The organism is Blautia sp. JLR.GB0024, assembly GCF_037000545.1.
GTDB classification, from domain to species: domain Bacteria; phylum Bacillota; class Clostridia; order Lachnospirales; family Lachnospiraceae; genus Blautia; species Blautia celeris.
Genome location: NZ_JBANBF010000005.1, coordinates 251,847 through 270,446, shown reverse-complemented (window position 1 = coordinate 270,446; position 18,600 = coordinate 251,847). Strand labels below are relative to the sequence as shown.

Genomic DNA, 18,600 nt, shown 5'->3' with positions numbered 1-18,600 from the left:
AAAAGAAATGAAAACACAGGCAATGAGGCCGGGAGGTTGCAATATGAGAAGAAAAATAGAATCCGCAGTAAGAAACCCAGCATTTAGCAGAATAATGCTGTCCTTGTTAGGCGCAGAAACGGTAACGGTTTTTTTTGTGAAAGCAAGAGGAGGAAGCCTGGAGCATTATCTGGCGTTGTTTCTGCCTATGCTGGCAGTGACAGCTCTTGCCCTTATATTTTCATTTTATCATAAAACAAGTTTCAAATTTCCTGTTTTCTGCATTTTACTGCTGTATATGGGAATTGCCATGCAGTGTATCATCCAGAATGAATCTTCATCTTATGCGGTAAAAGAACAGATTATATTTCTTGCATCAGTGGCGGCAGCAGGAATTATGATATTTACCCATTACAAATGGCTCAGTATCTGGAAACCTGAAAAAATACTTGTGTCTGCTGTGCTTGCCACAGTGATGATTTATCTTGTACTGCTGATTTTGGGAACAGATGCCCAGGGAACGCGGGCATGGATTACATTTGGAGCGTTTTCCATCCAGCCAACAGAATTTATAAAAATACTGTTTGTGTATGTGAATACAATGATTTTCTGTTGTATGGAGTGGAAAGACTGGATGAAACTGCTGGTCTCCGGAGGATATCTGGGCATCAATTTATTATTTTCCGTAGGTATCAGCGAGATGGGATCTTTTCTTCTCATGCTTCTGGTTTATGGTGTTTATTGCATTTTGTTTTTAAAATCGTGGCGTTTTTTATTGGGTCTTTTGGTTTCTTTTGCAGGTGTGGGAATTACAGGAGCAGGTATTGGAGCAGGGATTCTCTGGTATGCCAATGGCAGGGCAGATATCTCTGCGTTTTTACAAAAGTGCTGTAGCGTGGTCATAAAAGTCCAGTCCAGAATTACTATATGGCTGCATCCGGAGAATGATCCTCTGGGGACCGGATACCAGGGAATGAAAGCCAGAGAAGCCATGGCTCTGGGCGGTTGGTTTGGCAGTGACTATCCGGTTAAGATACCTGTGGAGGATTCTGATTACATTTTTACATCCATATTGCTGCATATGGGACTGGCAGTTGGAATTCTTATGGTTTTGTTGTTTTTGGCATTGTTGGTGGAAGGTATTAAACTTTATCTGGGGGCAGAATCAGGGAAAAATACCGGTATTGTGGTTGGATGTGTCTATTATTTGTTTGCAGAATCTATGCTCATGATTCTGGGCTCCACAGGTTTCTTCCTGATGACAGGAGTTCCGATTGCATTTGTCAGTAATGGGGGAACAGCACTTATGGCCGCATTTATGATGGCAGCGCTGATTTTGTACCTGGGGTGTGGCAGTACAGACCACAGAAACTTTGGAAGAAAAGCAAATGGAAAAGAGGAGAGGGAAAGATATGGAGAAGAAAAAGTTATTAGAGAGAACTAAAGTATTGCTGGCAGTTATCCTGGCCTTGGTGGTGGTATTCTGCTATTTTCTTATGGGAAGAACCTCTGCAGTTAAAGGGCTCAACACCGGCACAGATGAACTAAAGAAGAGTACATTAAAAAATATGTATCGTCAGGAGACCATAGAAGGTGCGATTTGGGATAGCAGCAAAACTATTCTTTCCCAGGGAACAGAGCCGGGGAAAAGCGGTACTTTGTTTTATCCGGAATCTTACTCCTGGCTTCTTGGGTATAATGACCCGGTTTATGGCAAATATGGGCTGCGGGGAAGATATGAGAGCTATCTTTATATGCAGGGAGAAAATAAAAAGGGAGCAGATATAACACTTACCTTAAACCATCAGATTCAGGAAAAGGCATACAGCCTGATTGAAGGGATGGAAGGTTCTATGATAGTTCTGGATATCCGTACCGGCAGAATACTTGCTTTAGCTTCCTCAAAAACAGTAGAATTTAATGCGAATCAGATTGCTGACCACATGGAGGAGTGGAATCAGACGGAGGGGTTTTTCCTCCCAAATGGGTTTAAGGATGCAGCAGAACCGGGGAGTACGTTTAAAATGGTTACCGCTGCTGCCCTTTTAGAGCAAGGGCTTGAAAAAGATATCATAGAAGATAAGGGAAATACTGTCCTTGGAGGTCATGTGGTGAAAAACAGTGGAAATGCGGCTTTTGGTACCATTGCATTGCAGGAAGCTTTAGGTAATTCCTCAAATGTATATTTCGGTACTATGGCTCTCAGGATTGGGGGAAGCACTTTGGAGAGGAAAGCGTCTCAGTATCTGATCGGGCAGGATATAGAACTGGATTTTACTACACTGGAATCACATCTGGATATGGGGGATTACAGTGAGGCCCTGATCGCAGATACCGGTTACGGTCAGGGAAAAACTCTGGTGACGCCTCTTCATCTGGCAATGATAGCCCAGAGTATTGGAAACGGAGGCGTCATGCTGCGCCCCTACCTGGTTGACGAGATTACTCTGGACGGAAAGACACTGTATAAGGGAAAGGAAGAAGAACTGGCGATTCCCCTTCGTAAAGAAAACGCTGAAACATTAAAAAATCTTATGCAGGTAACAGCAGGTCAGTATTACGGAATGACAGAATACGGAATTTGTGCAAAGAGCGGGACGGCAGAAGTGGTCGGTGATAAAAACAAGTGCTATCTGGTCACATTCAATGAGGATTATGTAGTGGCTGCCTGTAAACTGGAGGAGAGCGGATACGGAATCCAATTAAAAGGGGCAGTCATGAATATGTATAATAAATTGTATAGCAGATAATAGAAATATATGGAACAGGCGTGAAAAATATAGTATGATTAAAAAAAGTTTTAGATGTACCATAGAACATTGCACGTTGAGACAGTGTGAGGGGGAAAAAGTGTTGGATGAAGCTATACTGGGAAGATTGCCATTGGGAACCGTTGTGAATGAAAAATATGAGATTCAGAAAGTGATCGGTTCCGGTGGTTTTGGGACTACATATCTGGCGCAGGATTTGGTTCTGAAGATGCCGGTAGCAGTCAAAGAATATAAAAAGCAGAGTTATGTTTCGGAAAAAGAGAAACAGAGATTTTTGGAGGAAGCCAGAACCATGGCCAGGCTTGCCGGTAATCCGGGTATTGTAAATGTAAGGGATTATTTTGAAGCCAATCAGACAGTCTATATTGTCATGGAGTATCTGGATGGTATTACCTTAGAAAAATATATAGAAAAGTACGGAAGGCTGCCCGTTTTTCTGGCTCTTGATTACATGAAACCGGTAATGCGGGTTTTGGAGAAGATTCACAAAAAAGGGTTGATACACAGGGATATCAGTCCGGACAATATTATGGTGCTGGAAGGAAATGAGATAAAACTGCTGGACTTTGGGGCGGCCAGGGATGTGGAAAATGCAGAGGGGACACTCAGTATCATTTATAAACCGGGTTATGCTCCGGAAGAGCAGTGCAGAGGTGGTCACGATCAGGGACCATGGACCGATGTATATGCAATGTGTGCCACAATCTATAAATGCATAACCGGGGTTACCCCCCAATACAGCCTGCAGCGCTTGCACGAGGACCGGATTTCCAGGCCTTCTGACCTTGGCGTGGAGATTGCTCCCGCACTGGAAGAGGTGCTGATGAAAGGAATGGCAGTCCGCAGGGAGGACCGTATACAGTCCATGGAGGAACTGCTTGACAAAATACAAATTGCTTTGGGGGAACAGGAAAGAACTGCCGGGGAAAGAGGAGCGGAGAAATTTTCAGAAGACCTGGCTACAGTAGGGGGAGAGGGATGGGAGAATGAGAAAGAAAAGAGTGCAGAAGCAGAGGTCATAGAAGCAAAAAACGAAGAGAGCTCAGAAGCGGATACTAAAGTATACGAAGTAAAAAGAAAGGAAAAAAGAGAGAAAACAGGAATATTTAGAAATAAGAAATTTCTTTTAATGGGAACAGCAGGGCTTATACTATTTATAATACTGATCAGTATTATCACTGCGTGGAGAGCCAATCCTTATAAGTATACAGATATGTCATCTCTTATACGGGATATGACAGTAACACCGGAGATACTGAAACAAGTGGGAAAAGACAAGAAAAGGACATCTCTGTATCTTGAATCCTGCAGGCTGGATGATCAGGCAATCCAAGGGATGGCTGCTATGGAGAATCTGGAGCAGATCAGAATCAGAGACTGTATCGGATTTACTTCGCTGAAACCCCTGGAGAAGCTGGAGAATCTGAAATATCTGGAGATAATCGGAGACCGGGAAAATTTTCAGAGTCTTAACGGGCAGATATTTGCGGACGGCAGTTATCCTCAGATTGAAAAATTGAGGATAAATTATGCTGATTTATCGGAGGTTGGTGCTTCTCTTGCGGGATTTACCGGCCTGGATACATTGGTTTTGTCCGATACAAAGGGGATTCGTACCCTGGAATTTTTGAAAGGGATGGGAAATCTTCGCACTCTGGAGCTGGACAATACATTTATACAGGGGTGTGACTGGTCCTTCATAGGATATTGTACGAATCTTACCAGGTTTAGCGGAGAAAACTCAGGCATAGATGATCTGTCAGCATTGGAGGCATGTGGAAAATTAAAAGAATTAAATGTAAGCCGGACAGAAGAAACAGGCCAGGCCGGAATTACAGACATTACCCCTTTGACGTTCTGTCAGGACCTCAGCTCAGTGCGGCTTAGAGGCAATCAGGTCTCGGATATGTCACCATTGAACGGATGCAGGGAATTGCGGCTGCTGGATTTAGGGGAAAACCAGATTCAGGATGTTTCCGTCCTTTCGGAAATGACAAGACTTGTGAACCTGGAACTTGACAGGAACCGGATTACGGATATCAGCCCGATCAGAAGCTGCAGTAAGTTAGAACATTTGAATCTGGAAAAAAACCGGATTGCGGATATCTCCGCCTTAGATAATTCCTTTACTGAGCTTATGACCCTGAGAATTTCGGATAATCAGATTACGGCTTTGGAACCTTTGGCAGAATGTCAGAAGCTGTCCGAAATAAGGGCAGATAACAATCAGCTTTCGTCCCTTGCAGGGCTTGAGAAGAAATGGAATCTGAAGATACTGTCTGTCCGGGGAAATCAGATAGAAGATATCACAGCGGTGAAGGACAGCAAGGAACTGTCTTATATGGATTTGGGAGGAAATCGGATACAGGATATTACGGTTTTGAGCGCACTTGGAACAGACGTGGAGGGGCTTCTGCTGGATCAGAACCGGATAACGGATATTTCCGGACTTCCTGCAGGCATCGAGTATAAAGTGCTTGCCCTTCAGGGCAATCCAATAGCTGACTATACTCCCCTCACCAGTCTTCAAAAGGTGAATAGCAGTCAGGACAGAGTAATTATCAGTTATACAGAGGATCTGGATTACTCAGCGATCATGGAATCCTCTTATACAAAGGGGCTTTGGTTTGTGGGAGTGCCTGTGGAGCAGCAGGCAAATTACTCCAAAGCATTTGAAGAGAAACACAAAGAGGCTTCTTATATGCAGCTTCCCTTTTGGAGCGAAGAGGAAATGAAGGAAAAGATGGAGGAAATCAGGGAGTTAAATAAAAAAAATTAAGGAACAATCACGGAAAAGAGGCTGCCGGGGGGCGCCTCTTTTTTTAGGTGGTTATTTATAAATAAAGTCCTGTAATCAAAAGAGATATAATGAGGACAGTTAAAAAATAATCCACACAGGAGGTAAGGAGCATGTCAAGTTTATTAGGTCAGATAACCGTTATTTTAATATTGGGAGTGATTATTTTTGTGATCACCCGGGTATGCGGTGGGCTGGGAAAAATTCCGCCGGAGATGGGAGAGCTCGGGGAGGAGTTTCAGGAAGTAAAAGACAGAATGATGGAGACACACATTATGGGGTTCTGGAAAATAGAAGTGTTGGATTCGAAGGGAAATGTGGTAAAGCGAAAGGAAATCGGTGATGTGGGAACGAAAGGGTTCTATATAGGAAGGGGGAGGATGTGTGACCTGAGAATCAGGAGTTCCTATGTGTCAGAAAAGCATGCGGTTATTGCCAGTGATGAAAAAGGTTTTTTTCTAAAAGACTGCGGTTCCAGGAATGGTGTATATTATAAGAATAAGAAAGTATATCAGATAGATTTGGAAGACAGGATGACACTTTATCTTGGAAATGTAGCCTGCAGGATATCCAGGGCAAATATCATGGATGATTTTTCCCAAAACGATGAAGGCCACACACGAGTATGGGGAAGTGGTACGCAGGTAAAAGGCGGTAAGTCTGAAATAAAAAGAGATTGAATCAGAAGAATCCATAGAAACAGTCAGTGATAAGAAAGGACAGGCAGGAATTATGAAGATGAAAAAACAATGCGGAGTATTGGCGGCTGTAAGAACAGATATAGGAAAAGTAAGAACAGAAAACCAGGACAGGATTCTTTGTTCCCCGGCGGCAGAATTCTTTGCGGTGGCGGATGGAATGGGAGGCGTTTTGTATGGGACGCTTACAGCAGAATTAGCAGTTAAGACAATGCTTGTGGTGGCAAAAGAGGTACGGAAAAACTATATAGAACATCAGGATGTGAACCGGGCAGCAGAAGAACTCAGACAGGGATTGGAGGAGGTCAGCAATAAAATTTATGAAAAGGGGAATTGCCATGGAGCTATCCAGTACGGTGCCACTTTTACAGGTGTCATGCTTCTGGGCGGGAAGGCCATCTGGATTCACATGGGTGACAGCAGGGGATATAGAATTGTCCGCTATGATACGAAAATGCGTCAGGTTACAGTAGACCATAATTTTGCACAGGCTGCCCGGGAGCATGGAGATATGTCTGAAACAGAGATAAAAAGAGAGCATTTCTCTTCCATGCTTACACGATATGTGGGGATGCAGAGTCCGGCCACAGCAGACGTAACTGTTACGGATACCAAACCGGGAGAGACCATTCTACTCTGCAGTGACGGCCTTCATGGGCTTGTGAAGGACTCCCGGATGCTTAAAATAATCAGAAACAGAAAGAAGCCGGAAAAAATATGTACAGGTTTGATTCAGGCAGCAAATTCTGCCGGAGGAAGAGATAATATTTCCGTGATCTGCCTGAAAGTAATGATATGAGTAAATTTGTATATGGTACAATAATAGTTACTATTCAGCAGCAGTAAAAATTCCATCGCCAAAGGCGGGAGTACGGAACAGTTACCAGTAAGATAACAAACAGATATGGAGGAGGAAGAATCATGAGTGATATGGTAACCATCAAATGTATAGAAGGAAGTCTGAAGGGACAGACATGGACATTTCATTGCGTAGATACAGCAATCATCGGAAGAACGGCAAAAGAAGACAGAACCATTGTAAATAAAATAAATGTAACAGGTAATGACAGGATTTCCAGGTTTAATACATTTTTCAAAATTGACCCTCCATATGTCGTTGTCAGAGATATGGGAAGCCTTAACGGAACCTATGTAAACGGCAGGATCATCGGAAAAAGAGAGGACGGCATGTCAGCGGAGGAGGGAAGAAGAGGCTCCTACCGTGAGGTCAGGCTTAAGGACAGTGACGTGATAGGTATGGGAACTGCAGGTTACAGGGAACAGTTCATCGTGAATATCGAAGAAGAGAAGCCGGACGGAAAAATGCAGATTTCCGATATAGTCAATGAAGCCATTAAAAAACAGGAAGAGGCAGAACGGGAGTATGCCAATGCAGTTGTGGGTCTCAGAATATTGAAAACGCTGGGGCATGGAGGGTTTGCCAGTGTACAGTTAGTGGAGGATGTAAAGACCCATAAACAGATGGCATTAAAGCTCATGCATCCCGCTGCGCAGACGAATCCCCAGAAACGCTTCTGGTTCATGCGGGAAGCATCTGTTATGATGCAGCTGAAGCATCCAAACATTGTAACAACCCATCAGCTGCTTTTCAGCGGCAGGGATTTTCACATTCTTATGGAATACTGCAAAGGGGGCAGCCTGGAGGATCTGTGTGCAAACAATGGAGGCAAATTGGGGCTGCGTCTTGCAACGGAAATCATATGCCAGATATTAGATGCCCTGGATTATGCTCATAATGCGCAGATTATCATGGAATCAAAGGGAGGTAAAAGGCAGGTAAGAGGTGTGGTGCACAGAGACATTAAACCTCAGAATATACTGCTGGCAGAGGACGGCACGGTTAAACTTTCTGACTTTGGTCTTGCCAAAGCCTTTGAACTTGCAGGACAGACTGCAGGGGGATTACCTACATTGTCAGGACAGTACTGCGGCTCCGCCTTATTCTGCTCCAGAAAGCAGCTTAATCACTATCGGGACGCAAAGCCTGAGGTGGATGTATGGTCAGCAGCAGCTACATATTATTATCTTCTTACAGGAAGGTATGTGCGCGACCAAAACGGCTGTAAAGATATTTATGAATATATCTATAAAAATGATGTTCAGCCTATCCTGACCAGAAACCCCGGAATCCCGGTCAGACTGGCAAAGGTAATTGATAAAGTGCTCAAAGAGGAAGAGAAAGAGAGCAGTACCTATACAACAGCCAGAGAATTTAAAAATCAGATTCTGGAGGCTTTGAAATAAAATTAAGGGGGAATATTATGAAATATTCAAAAGTTTTTCTTTATGCCATCAAAATGGCGGAAAATCATAAAAGAGAAAATGCCGGGTTCAGTGGAGAGGACCGGATCCTTCTGGAAATTATTAAAGCTGCAGGAATGCCTGTAGAGCTTATGGCCGGATATCTGCATTTGGCACCGGATGATGCGATGCTGCAGGAAGTTTTTGATTTGAACAGTGTATTGAAGGAAGTACCGGCTGAGGATATTATTCGCTATATCAGGCATCACGGAAACCAGGAGACAGCAGATGACAAAAGGGCAGAGGAGAGCTGCAAGCTTTTTCTGGCCCTGTGTATTGCAGGTGCGGAACGGTGTGGGGAGAGAGTGCTGACTTCGGTGAGAGTGCTGAAAACATATATAAACCATACAACCCCCCTGAGTGAGGTGGAAATACACAGGAAAGAGCAGATACAACACCTTGTGGATAAAGTAGGCAGACTCAGGGAAACACTTCTTGCACGGGTACATGGGCAGGAACATGCGGTAAATGCTTTTGCAGACGGAATCTGGAACGCCGGCATAACAGAGGCTGTCAACCCGGAGCGGAGAAAACCCAGCGGTATTTTCCTATTCGCAGGTCCTCCGGGGGTCGGTAAGACATTCCTTGCAGAGGAAGCGGCAAAAGAAATGGAACTGCCATTTTTACGTCTGGATATGAGTGGTTATTCACACAAGGATTCCGAATGCGATTTGGCAGGATTTGCAAAAACGTACAACAATGCGAAAAAAGGTATTCTGACCGAATTCGTAGAAAAAAATCCCAGGTGTGTTTTGCTCTTTGATGAAGTGGAAAAGGCTTCCAGGGGAGTTATTCATCTTTTTCTTCAAATTCTGGATGCAGGAAGTCTGACAGATTTATATGAAGGAAATAAGATCTCCTTCAAAGACACTATCATTATCTTTACCACGAATGCGGGCAGGACCATATATGAGGCGGAGGATGCTCCGGATGCGGCAGATTTATCACCAAAGAAAATACTGGATGCTTTGGGCGCAGATGTGGATCCGGCAACCGGTATTCCCTACTTTCCTCAGGCAGTCTGTTCCAGAATGAGTACAGGGTATGTACTGATGTTCCGTCATTTGCAGGCAAAAGACCTGGAAAATATATGCGAACAATCCTTTGTCAAAGCTGCCAAGCAGTTTGAAGATACATATCAGATAAAAGTTGTGGGAGAAAAGAGCATTTTTACAAGTCTTCTTTTTGCCCAGGGAGGTCAGCCGGATGCCAGGAACCTGTCCGCAAAAGCAGGAAACTTTCTGCGGGATGAGCTGCGCAAAGTGTTTGAATTGTTTACAAAAGAAAATATAGAGAAGTCCCTTTCCGCGCTTCAGACCGTGAAATTTGTCACCGAGATTCCGGAAGATAAGAAAGAGATTCGGCGGCTTTACAAGAATCCCGGACAGACGGACATGCTGCTTCTGGGCACAGGGGAAAAGGATCTGGAAAAGGAACTGAAAGAGCTGCGTATCCATACAGCGAAAGATGAAGAGGAAGCTGCAGGTATCGTAGAGGCGCAGAATATACAGTTTGCTGTGCTGCAGATGAAGCCTCTTTGCAGAAGCGGCCGGGATGCAGATATGTCCAAAACAATATGCTGTTTTGACCATGTACCATTGGGTGCTTCCGATTTGGCAGAAATAAGGGGATGGATCCGGATGCTCCACAGACAGATACCGGAACTTCCCATTTATTTGATGGAAGGAGAAGTGGAAGGAGCCGGGCAGAAAGCTGTCATAGATAAAGAGCTGGAGCGCAGGCTTGCAGCAGAAGGCGTGTGCGGGGTGATACGCGGAGGACAGAAAAGCGGGGATGGTGCAGCAGAACAGATACGCAGAATAGCGAAAGCCACATATATGCAGAGAATGGCCAGGCAGCTGAAGGAACAGGCTAAAATTCTTACTTTTGACACGGCGCCGATTATTGAGGAAGGCGGAAAAACCATAAAAATCCGGCTTCGGGATTTTGCCCTGGAGCAGGTACTGTCAGCCGGAGATGAGAAGCATGTGATGACTGATGCGGAAAGACCAAAAGTCCGTTTTGAGGATGTGATTGGGGCAGATGCGGCGAAAGAAGAGCTGAAGTTTTTTGTACAGTATCTGAAGGAACCCGGAAGATTCTTGGCAGAAGGGCTGACTGCCCCAAAAGGTGTATTGCTGTACGGTCCTCCGGGTACAGGAAAGACACTTTTGGCAAAAGCTATGGCGGGAGAATCAGGAGTGACTTTTCTGGCAGCGGAGGCCAGCAGTTTTGTTAAACAGTATACGGGTACCGGTCCGGCAGCCATACGGGAACTGTTTGGAAAAGCCAGAAAATATGCGCCTTCTGTAGTTTTTATTGATGAAATAGACACGATTGGGCGGCAGCGCACCGGTGGAGAGTCCGGAAGAGCAGAGGAGGCAACACTGAATGCCCTGCTTGCAGAAATGGATGGCATAAAGACAGATCCCCGGCGCCCCATATTCGTACTGGCAGCCACAAATTATGAGGTAGACCGTTCGGCAGAGGGAATCGGTGTGATTGACCAGGCCCTGTCCCGCAGATTTGACAGGAAGATACGCGTAGGACTGCCGGACGAGGCTGCCAGATACCGGTATCTGAAACTGCAGACAGGGAAATGTCAGGCAGCGATATCAGAAGATATTTTAAAACAGATTGCGGAACGTTCTGTGGGAATGAGTCTGGCGAATCTGGAATCTGTGGTGGAGCTGGCAAAAAGAAATGCTCATAAAATGCGAACGGCTGTCACAGACAGGATTCTGGATGAAGCTTTTGAACTCACGATGCACGGAGAAAAGAAAGACTGGGGAAGGGAATATCTGGAACGTGTAGCCAGGCACGAAGCCGGCCATGCACTTCTGAGCTGGAAGAACGGGGAACTGCCCTGTTATCTGACTATTGCAGCCAGAGGCGGACATGGGGGTTATATGCAGAAGTCTTCCGGTGAAAGGCCTATCCGTACCTATGAGGAGATGCTGGGCATGATTCGCACGGCACTGGGAGGAAAAGCGGCAGAAATCGTTTATTACGGGAAAAAAGACGGTAATTCCACCGGAGCATCAGGTGATCTGCGCCAGGCTACCGGCATTGCCAGGAGTATTATCTGCAGTTACGGAATGGATGAGGAATTCGGATTGGCCGTGTATTCAGAGAAAGAAATGCAGCATGGAACACTGGGCGATGAAGTAAGGCAGAAAGTTAATGAGATGCTGAAACAGGAGCTTACAAAGGCCATCGAGATTGTCAAAGAGTCCCGGAATACCATCGACCTTCTTGTCAGGCAGCTCCTGGCTAAGAATCAGTTGGGGAAAGAAGAGCTAAAAGCTATTTTGGAACAATAAGAAGCAATGACAAGTGTGATAAAGAATGGGGAGACTATGAAGACTATTAACAGTGTTAAAATATCAGCCAGTTCCAGAGTGGGAGGCAGGTCGGAAAATCAGGATGATTTTCTGATTGATACAGAGAAAATAAGCGATCAGAGCAGAGAATTCTGCTATAAAGGGACATCAGAATTAACAAAACAGCAGATCTACATAGTCTGTGACGGGATGGGGGGAGAACAGTATGGGCAGGATGCGTCCCGTAAGGCAGTAGAATATTTTGAAGGACTTTTACGGGAGGCAAAGAGGCCCTTTACGCCAATGGATATTGCCGGAGAGATACGCAGGCTAAACCAGGAAATCGTGGATTATTACAGGTGCAGACAGGCCAGAGGCGGAACGACCATTGCTCTGGTGATGCTGAACCCGGACGGAACTATAGAGGCATTTAATATAGGGGACAGCCCCATATTTCTGGTGAGAAACGGTAAAATTACCATGCTGAGTGAGGAGCAGTCCATGGCGGGAATAAAACTAAAAAAAGGGACAATATCCCGGGAAGAATACAGAGAAAGCCGTGAGAGAAACCTTCTTCTCGGTTACCTGGGAGATGACTCCGGAGTGTCTGTGGACCATTTGTTTTACAGCAGAAATAAATATCAGGCAGGTGATAAACTCTTATTGTCATCAGATGGTCTTTTGGATAAGACAGAGCCGGAGGAGATTTTAGGGCTTCTGCAGCAGGATTGTGGGGCGGATGTGCTGACGGAAGAGGCAGTCAAGAAAGGGGCCGGGGATAATGTCACGGCAGTGCTGCTGGAAATTCAATAGAAATGGAATTTCTAGTATAATACAAGGAGGATTTTATGGAAGAACTTAGGACTATGGCATTCAGAGATATTCTGGAACGCTGCGAAGATAACGAGAACTTTTTGAAATTGATGGAGGAACATCAGGATGCGATGACCGTGTGGGCAGATGTATTTGCTTATTGGATGGAAGAAAAAAACGGTACGATCGCTGCACTTGCGGCTTACTGCAAAGTTACCCGCAATACTGCCAGACAGTGGAAACAGAAAATTCCCACAAAACGGGAACAGGTTGTGGGAATCGGCATGTATTGGGGATTTCAGCTGGAGCAGATTAACCGGCTGCTTACCAGAAATGCAAAATATCCCGCACTATATGTTAAGAACCCTGAAGATGCCATCTTTATTTACCTGATTCACAATAAAAAGGATTATTCCATGTATGAATTTTATATGGAGGAATACAGGAAAATGCAGGAGGAAAAGGAGCCGGAACAGAAGCATTTGGATGGGACGGAAGAGAAAACCTTTGAGCTCAATGCAGCGCTTCTTGAAGTAATGGGAGATCAGGAGTTTAAGAAGTTTTTGGAAGAACATATGGAAGTATTTGAAGGGAGAAACCGTAAGCTTTATAAGTTCCTGGAAGAGTACTTTAAACTGGAGGAGCGCAATATAAACAGTCTGGTGGATGATGAAAAGCTGAAAAATGCATATAACAATGCTTTTTCACACTTAAAGCGAAAAGGTATTGTCCCCAGAAGAAATCTTCTGATTGCCATGGGCATTCATCTGACCATGCCGGTGGAGGATATTAACCGCATGTTAGAGCTTGCCGGGATGGAAGCCCTGTGTCCAAAGGACAGGATAGAATCAGCGGTGATTTTTGTCCTGGAAGATTTGTATCTGAATGATTCTGTTCTGTTCAGTGATGCCGGCAGAAAGCTTACTGCCGGCCTGGAAGAGCTGATCGATCGGTGCTGTCCGGATATTGTATGGAATGAAGAAGCGTGCAGTTTCCAGAATATTGAAGATGTGCTGGTGCAGAAAAAGAAATCCGGTGCCCCTGATATAGAAAAGTTTTATGAAGAGGGGGAGTTAGAATCCGTAGCGGATTATGTAAAGAGAAGAATCCGTGAGTTGGAACTGAGGGAACCGGAGGAAGATTTGGAGCTGTTTCTGCAGCTGCTGTAGATGCAGCGGTTATGGTGGAAATGATTAAGGAGAATTTATGGATATTGCAATGAGAGATATGAGGGCCATGCTTTATCAGGAAGGTGTGCTGAAAGAAAATGAGAAAATGATCAGACAGATTGGATGCGGACAGTCTGCCGAGGTTTATCTTGTGCTTTCAGAAGACGGGGACATCTATGCTCTGAAAATCATGAAATTAGAAGAACATCAGATATACCAAAAGCATCTGCGGGAGGAAGCTGAGTACATGAAACTTCTGGCAGAAAATTCTCATGTGGTCAAAATATATGATTACCGGGAATTTGCCGGAAAGGAAAGCGCTTATCTGGCACTGAAAATGGAATATCTTAAAACGTTTCCCTGCTGGCTGAAGGAGGAAATCATAGGTAAAGGATACATATCCTTGAGAGATTTATGGAAGCTGGCTTCTGATATGTGTGCTGTTCTGGGCGCTATGGAAAAACTCCATGTAATCCACCGGGATATTAAGCCGGAAAATATCTTTGTGACCGGATGGGAAGAACCCGAATTCAAGTTGGGAGACTTTGGAATCGCAAGGGAGCTGACCCATGCGACGGTAGTAACACAGCTTGGGAGCCTTGGCACCTGTGCCCCGGAAGTGGCTTTGGGAGGAGAATCGGATTTTACCTGTGATATATATTCTGTGGGCGCGGTGCTATACTATGTCCTGAATGGGATGCGGTATCCCTATTCCGGTCTGAAGGCTCTGATGGAGAAAAAACAGCCGGCGCCTCCTGTTTTGGGGACTGCCGGGTGGAAAGAAATGGTGCTTAAGATGATATCCGCAGATCCAAAGAAAAGATTTCAAAATGCGGAAGAATATAGAGAAGCACTGCAGGAAGTAAAGAGAACCCAGGAACAGGCTGTAAAGAAGGAGGAGTATGGGTTTTCCTGTTATCAAAAGGCAAAAGGTTTCTTTTTTCAGGAAAACTATGAAAAAGCGGAGGAGTCAGCCATGGAGGGATATGCATGCGGCAGTATTCCCTGTGCAAGACTCGCAGGCTGTATCTGCAGTATAAAAAACAGAACCGAGGAGGCATATGATTATCTGGAGGAGGCGGCTCAAAAGGGGGATCCGGTATCAGCCTGTTATCTGTCACGACTTTTGTTCAGAGATGCCGGAAACCGGATGGATCTGAAGGAGGCAGCGGGTTATTTGGAGCAGGCGCAGAAAGCGGGGCTTTATATGGCTGATTATGATTATGGATTGTATTGTTACTATGGAAAATATCAATTTGAGCAGGACAGGGAAAAAGGACTTTTGCTGATTGAGAAGAGCGCAGAGGAAAATTACAGAGATGCCATAGAATTTTTAATTGAGCATTCGCAGGACAGGGAAAGCTGGAAATTTCGTAAAAGGGAACACATTTTGATACGTGATATTATATAAGAGATATCAGTGAAAATTTGCAGGCATGATTGCCTGTTTCAAAAATCAGATACCCGGGTGGACAAAATCCCCGCCTCGCCCATCTAATAAGTGTACAAAGCGAACAGGAGCTCCGGACTCCACAAAGGGGGATGAGTATGAACATATTACTGATCAAAAGGGCCAAGAAGCACGACAAAGCCGCGTTCCAGAAACTTATGGAGCAGCAGGGGCCTGCTTTATATAAGGCGGCCAAAGCCATTTTGAAAAATGACGAGGATGTGGCAGATGCCATGCAGGAGACAGCCCTTACATGCTGGGAGAAGATAGATACTCTGAAAAAGGATGAGTATTTTGCAACCTGGCTGACACGAATTCTGATCAATCACTGCAATTCCATTTACCGGCAGAGGAAGAGACTGGTCTCAGAGGAATCCCTGCCGGAGGCGTGGGCGCAGGATGAAAGCTATGCAAATGTGGAGTGGAGGGATTTCCTGAACAGTCTTGATGAGAAATACCGGATTGTAGTCATTTTATACTATGTGCAGGGATTCAAGACGAGGGAGATCGCGGAAATCCTCCAGATAAACCAGAGCACAGTGAGAGGCAGACTGGCGAAAGCCAGGGAAAAGCTGGAACAGCAGTACAACATGAGCGGGGAGCCACCCCGTAGTATGCCGGATGTTCAGAAAAAAGCAGTACACTGCGGATTGGAAAGGGGTATCTGATATGAAAAATTTTGATAATATGATCGAAGGTCTCAGGGAAGACACAAAGGTTCCGGAAGAGGTATGGAAGAGATATACAGCGACACTTGCAAACCTTCCCGAGAAAGAGGGAAAACGGGAACCCGGCAAAAGAAATTGGATAAAATATACAGCGGCAGCAGCAGCGGCGGCCGTTACCGTGACAACAGTCTGTTTTGCAAATCCTGCATTTGCGGCCAGAATACCGATCCTCGGTGAAATTTTTAAACAGGTTCAGCATCAGTCCACGTTTTCGGGAGATTACAGTGATAAGGCCGAAGTCCTGTCCAGGGAGGAGGCTGACGGCACAATTCCCGCTGATTCCGGTTATACGGTTCAGGATGCAGGTGTGACAATCACCGCATCGGAGATTTACTGTGACGGGCTTTCCGTATTTGTGACGGCAGAGGTGGATGTGGAGCAGGGAGGACTGAACAACATCCCCGGAAATATCCTGTATCTGGAGGGAGACTGGAAGCTCTCTGACAGTGCGGAAGAAATCAGGCTGATGAACAATAACCTGGAAGGAAATATTGTGGATGACAATACCTTCGTGGGCATGCTGAAGCTGGATCTGGAGGAACAGGACCTGCAGGCAGGTACTCTTGAACTTCAGCTTTCCATGGTCGGATATGATGATATCAATGAAACAGATGCGGAGGACATATCAGCTTTCCATAAGATTCAGGGTGCGTGGAGCCTGGAACTGCCGTTTGAAGTGGACACGGAGGCAGTAAAGGAGATACCTGTAAACAAAGAGGAAAACGGATACAGCCTGAATAAAGTATTTGTATCGCCGTATCAGGTGATCACATATACAGACGCGCCCTATACGGAGAGAGAGATCACCAGGGAAGAGTACGAATCTGTTATGAGGGAAAAGACAGGAGGTTCGGATGATTTCGGCATTACATATGAAGAATTTGCTGAGCAGATGGGCCGGACATACGAGCAGTGTCAAACCATCATATTTAATCAGGACGGGGAGAGACTGACACCCACGGCGGAATTTTACGGGAAATCTGTGAATGCTGTCCGGGGAATGGATATATCGGAACTTAAAATTTATGTTTTCGATGACATGGATCTGTGGGTACAGGCAGCAGAAGAGGGCGCAGACAGTGAAGCGTTGAATCAGGCGGTTTTATCAGCGGATATTGATGTAGAATCCCTTCGGTAAACTAACAAAAATTTCTCCATTTCTTTAGTTCTTTTTTCTATTGACGATTGTCAGCATTTGGTATATAAAGGGTGAAAGATGCATGATGATCGGAAGGATAAGGATGAGATGAAACGGATAAAGAGTGTGCAGGTGCGTCATCAATATACACTGCTTCAGTGTTTTTACTGGGTATCAAGCTGCGCGATCATGGGATTTGCAGCGGTGTTTCTGCAGTATAAGGGATTGTCCAACACGCTTGTGGGAATGTCCGTGGGCGGTGCGGCGTTTATCAGCATATGGATGCAGCCGTTTCTGGCCGGAGTGGTGGAAAAGGTCCGGGGGCTGAGCTTAAAGAAAATGATCCTGCTGATCATACTGGCAGTGACGGCGGGGTATCTTGTCCTGGGGACGGTACCCCTGCCGAAAATGGCCATTGTAGGGCTGTATCTTGTGCTGAACACCCTGTACAACTCAATTACGCCGCTGATCACGGCAATGGGAATGGAATACATGAACCAGGGATACGAGGTGAATTTCTGCATTTCCAGAGGGCTTGGCTCAGTCAGCTATGCTGTCAGCGCCGTGATCCTGGGGCAGCTTGTGGAACATTTTTATCCGGGGATTCTCACCTTTGCCTTTGCAGGTATGGAATTTCTGCTTTTTGTGGTGGTGCTCTCCATGCAGGACCCCAAATCTTCCGTGGTCAGGGAAGAACAGGAGCTGTCCAGCAGTGTGATGGAGATCCTCAGGGGAAACAGGCCTCTGCTGCTGTTTGTAGCCGGGTTCGGAATCTGCTATATGACAAGCTCCATCCTCGGTACCTATATGATCAATATCGTGCGTGAGCTTGGGGGAACGGACGGTACTTTCGGGATCGCAGCGTTCTTCTGTGCAGCCAGTGAGATGCCCGCCATGTTTTTGTGCAATTATCTCATCCGTAAGGTATCCTGTAAGAAACTGCTGAAGCTGAGCAGCGTGTTCTTTGTTCTTCGCCCGCTGGTGATCTTTCTGGCGCCGAATCTGGCGGTGGCATTTCTGGGATTTGCGCTGCAGTCACTGTCCTTTGGTATCTTTACGCCGGTCTCCGTGTTCTTCATCAACCAGGAATTGAAGGAGAAGGACAGGATCGTGGGACAGACCATCTTTGGTATGGTGACAGTCGGAGTGGGAAGCTGTGTGGGGAATCTGGCGGGCGGGTTTCTCATGGACAGGATCGGACTGAGACCCACGCTGGGGCTTTGCGTTGTGTTTGCCGCTGTGGGATTTTTGATCACCCAGAGGGTAAAGGTGGAGGATACAGGTCCAAGGCGGAGAATTCTTCAGGTGGAAACAGCAGGGCCGGGAAAAGAGAGAGGCAGGAGATAGCAGAGGGAGTATTTCGGCAGATAAGAGTCAGAATACGCTTCGGTAGGATATTTCATAGAAAGGGA

General features: G+C 45.6%; 13 protein-coding genes. All 13 read left to right on the top strand.

Going from position 1 to position 18,600, the window contains the following annotated elements:
- The first annotated feature begins 43 nt into the window (after nucleotides 1-43).
- A complete protein-coding gene (locus tag V8Q34_RS14360; RefSeq protein WP_335835742.1) occupies nucleotides 44-1,423 on the top strand; it encodes an FtsW/RodA/SpoVE family cell cycle protein in 1,380 nt (459 codons plus the stop codon).
- Nucleotides 1,392-2,729, top strand: coding sequence for a penicillin-binding transpeptidase domain-containing protein (locus tag V8Q34_RS14355; protein ID WP_335835741.1), 1,338 nt, complete (start codon nucleotides 1,392-1,394; stop codon nucleotides 2,727-2,729). The genes V8Q34_RS14360 and V8Q34_RS14355 overlap by 32 nt, the downstream gene beginning before the upstream one ends.
- A gap of 103 nt (nucleotides 2,730-2,832) precedes the next feature.
- Nucleotides 2,833-5,529, top strand: a complete 2,697-nt coding sequence (locus V8Q34_RS14350) for a leucine-rich repeat domain-containing protein (RefSeq protein ID WP_335835740.1) — start codon at nucleotides 2,833-2,835, stop codon at nucleotides 5,527-5,529.
- A 131-nt stretch (nucleotides 5,530-5,660) separates the two neighbouring features.
- Nucleotides 5,661-6,227, top strand: a complete 567-nt coding sequence (locus V8Q34_RS14345; RefSeq protein WP_148391866.1) for an FHA domain-containing protein — start codon at nucleotides 5,661-5,663, stop codon at nucleotides 6,225-6,227.
- 52 nt (nucleotides 6,228-6,279) lie between these two features.
- Nucleotides 6,280-7,044 (top strand): PP2C family protein-serine/threonine phosphatase, encoded by a 765-nt coding sequence (locus tag V8Q34_RS14340; protein WP_335835739.1) that lies wholly within the window; start codon nucleotides 6,280-6,282, stop codon nucleotides 7,042-7,044.
- A gap of 122 nt (nucleotides 7,045-7,166) precedes the next feature.
- On the top strand, nucleotides 7,167-8,510 hold the full coding sequence (locus tag V8Q34_RS14335) for a protein kinase domain-containing protein (RefSeq protein ID WP_256138791.1): 1,344 nt from the start codon (nucleotides 7,167-7,169) through the stop codon (nucleotides 8,508-8,510).
- 17 nt (nucleotides 8,511-8,527) lie between these two features.
- On the top strand, nucleotides 8,528-11,890 hold the full coding sequence (locus tag V8Q34_RS14330; protein ID WP_335835738.1) for an AAA family ATPase: 3,363 nt from the start codon (nucleotides 8,528-8,530) through the stop codon (nucleotides 11,888-11,890).
- Between the two features lie 36 nt (nucleotides 11,891-11,926).
- Nucleotides 11,927-12,703, top strand: a complete 777-nt coding sequence (locus V8Q34_RS14325; RefSeq protein ID WP_227246026.1) for a PP2C family protein-serine/threonine phosphatase — start codon at nucleotides 11,927-11,929, stop codon at nucleotides 12,701-12,703.
- Between the two features lie 35 nt (nucleotides 12,704-12,738).
- Entirely contained in the window at nucleotides 12,739-13,872 is a 1,134-nt protein-coding gene (locus V8Q34_RS14320) for a hypothetical protein (RefSeq protein ID WP_033139936.1), read from the top strand.
- 37 nt (nucleotides 13,873-13,909) lie between these two features.
- Nucleotides 13,910-15,283: a protein kinase domain-containing protein gene (locus V8Q34_RS14315; protein ID WP_335835737.1), complete on the top strand. Its 1,374-nt coding sequence runs from the start codon at nucleotides 13,910-13,912 to the stop codon at nucleotides 15,281-15,283.
- Nucleotides 15,284-15,420: 137 nt separating this feature from the next.
- A complete protein-coding gene (locus V8Q34_RS14310) occupies nucleotides 15,421-15,990 on the top strand; it encodes an RNA polymerase sigma factor (RefSeq protein ID WP_033139934.1) in 570 nt (189 codons plus the stop codon).
- Nucleotide 15,991: 1 nt separating this feature from the next.
- Nucleotides 15,992-17,188, top strand: coding sequence for a DUF4179 domain-containing protein (locus tag V8Q34_RS14305; RefSeq protein WP_033139933.1), 1,197 nt, complete (start codon nucleotides 15,992-15,994; stop codon nucleotides 17,186-17,188).
- A gap of 108 nt (nucleotides 17,189-17,296) precedes the next feature.
- Nucleotides 17,297-18,535: an MFS transporter gene (locus tag V8Q34_RS14300; RefSeq protein ID WP_335835736.1), complete on the top strand. Its 1,239-nt coding sequence runs from the start codon at nucleotides 17,297-17,299 to the stop codon at nucleotides 18,533-18,535.
- Nucleotides 18,536-18,600 lie beyond the last annotated feature (65 nt).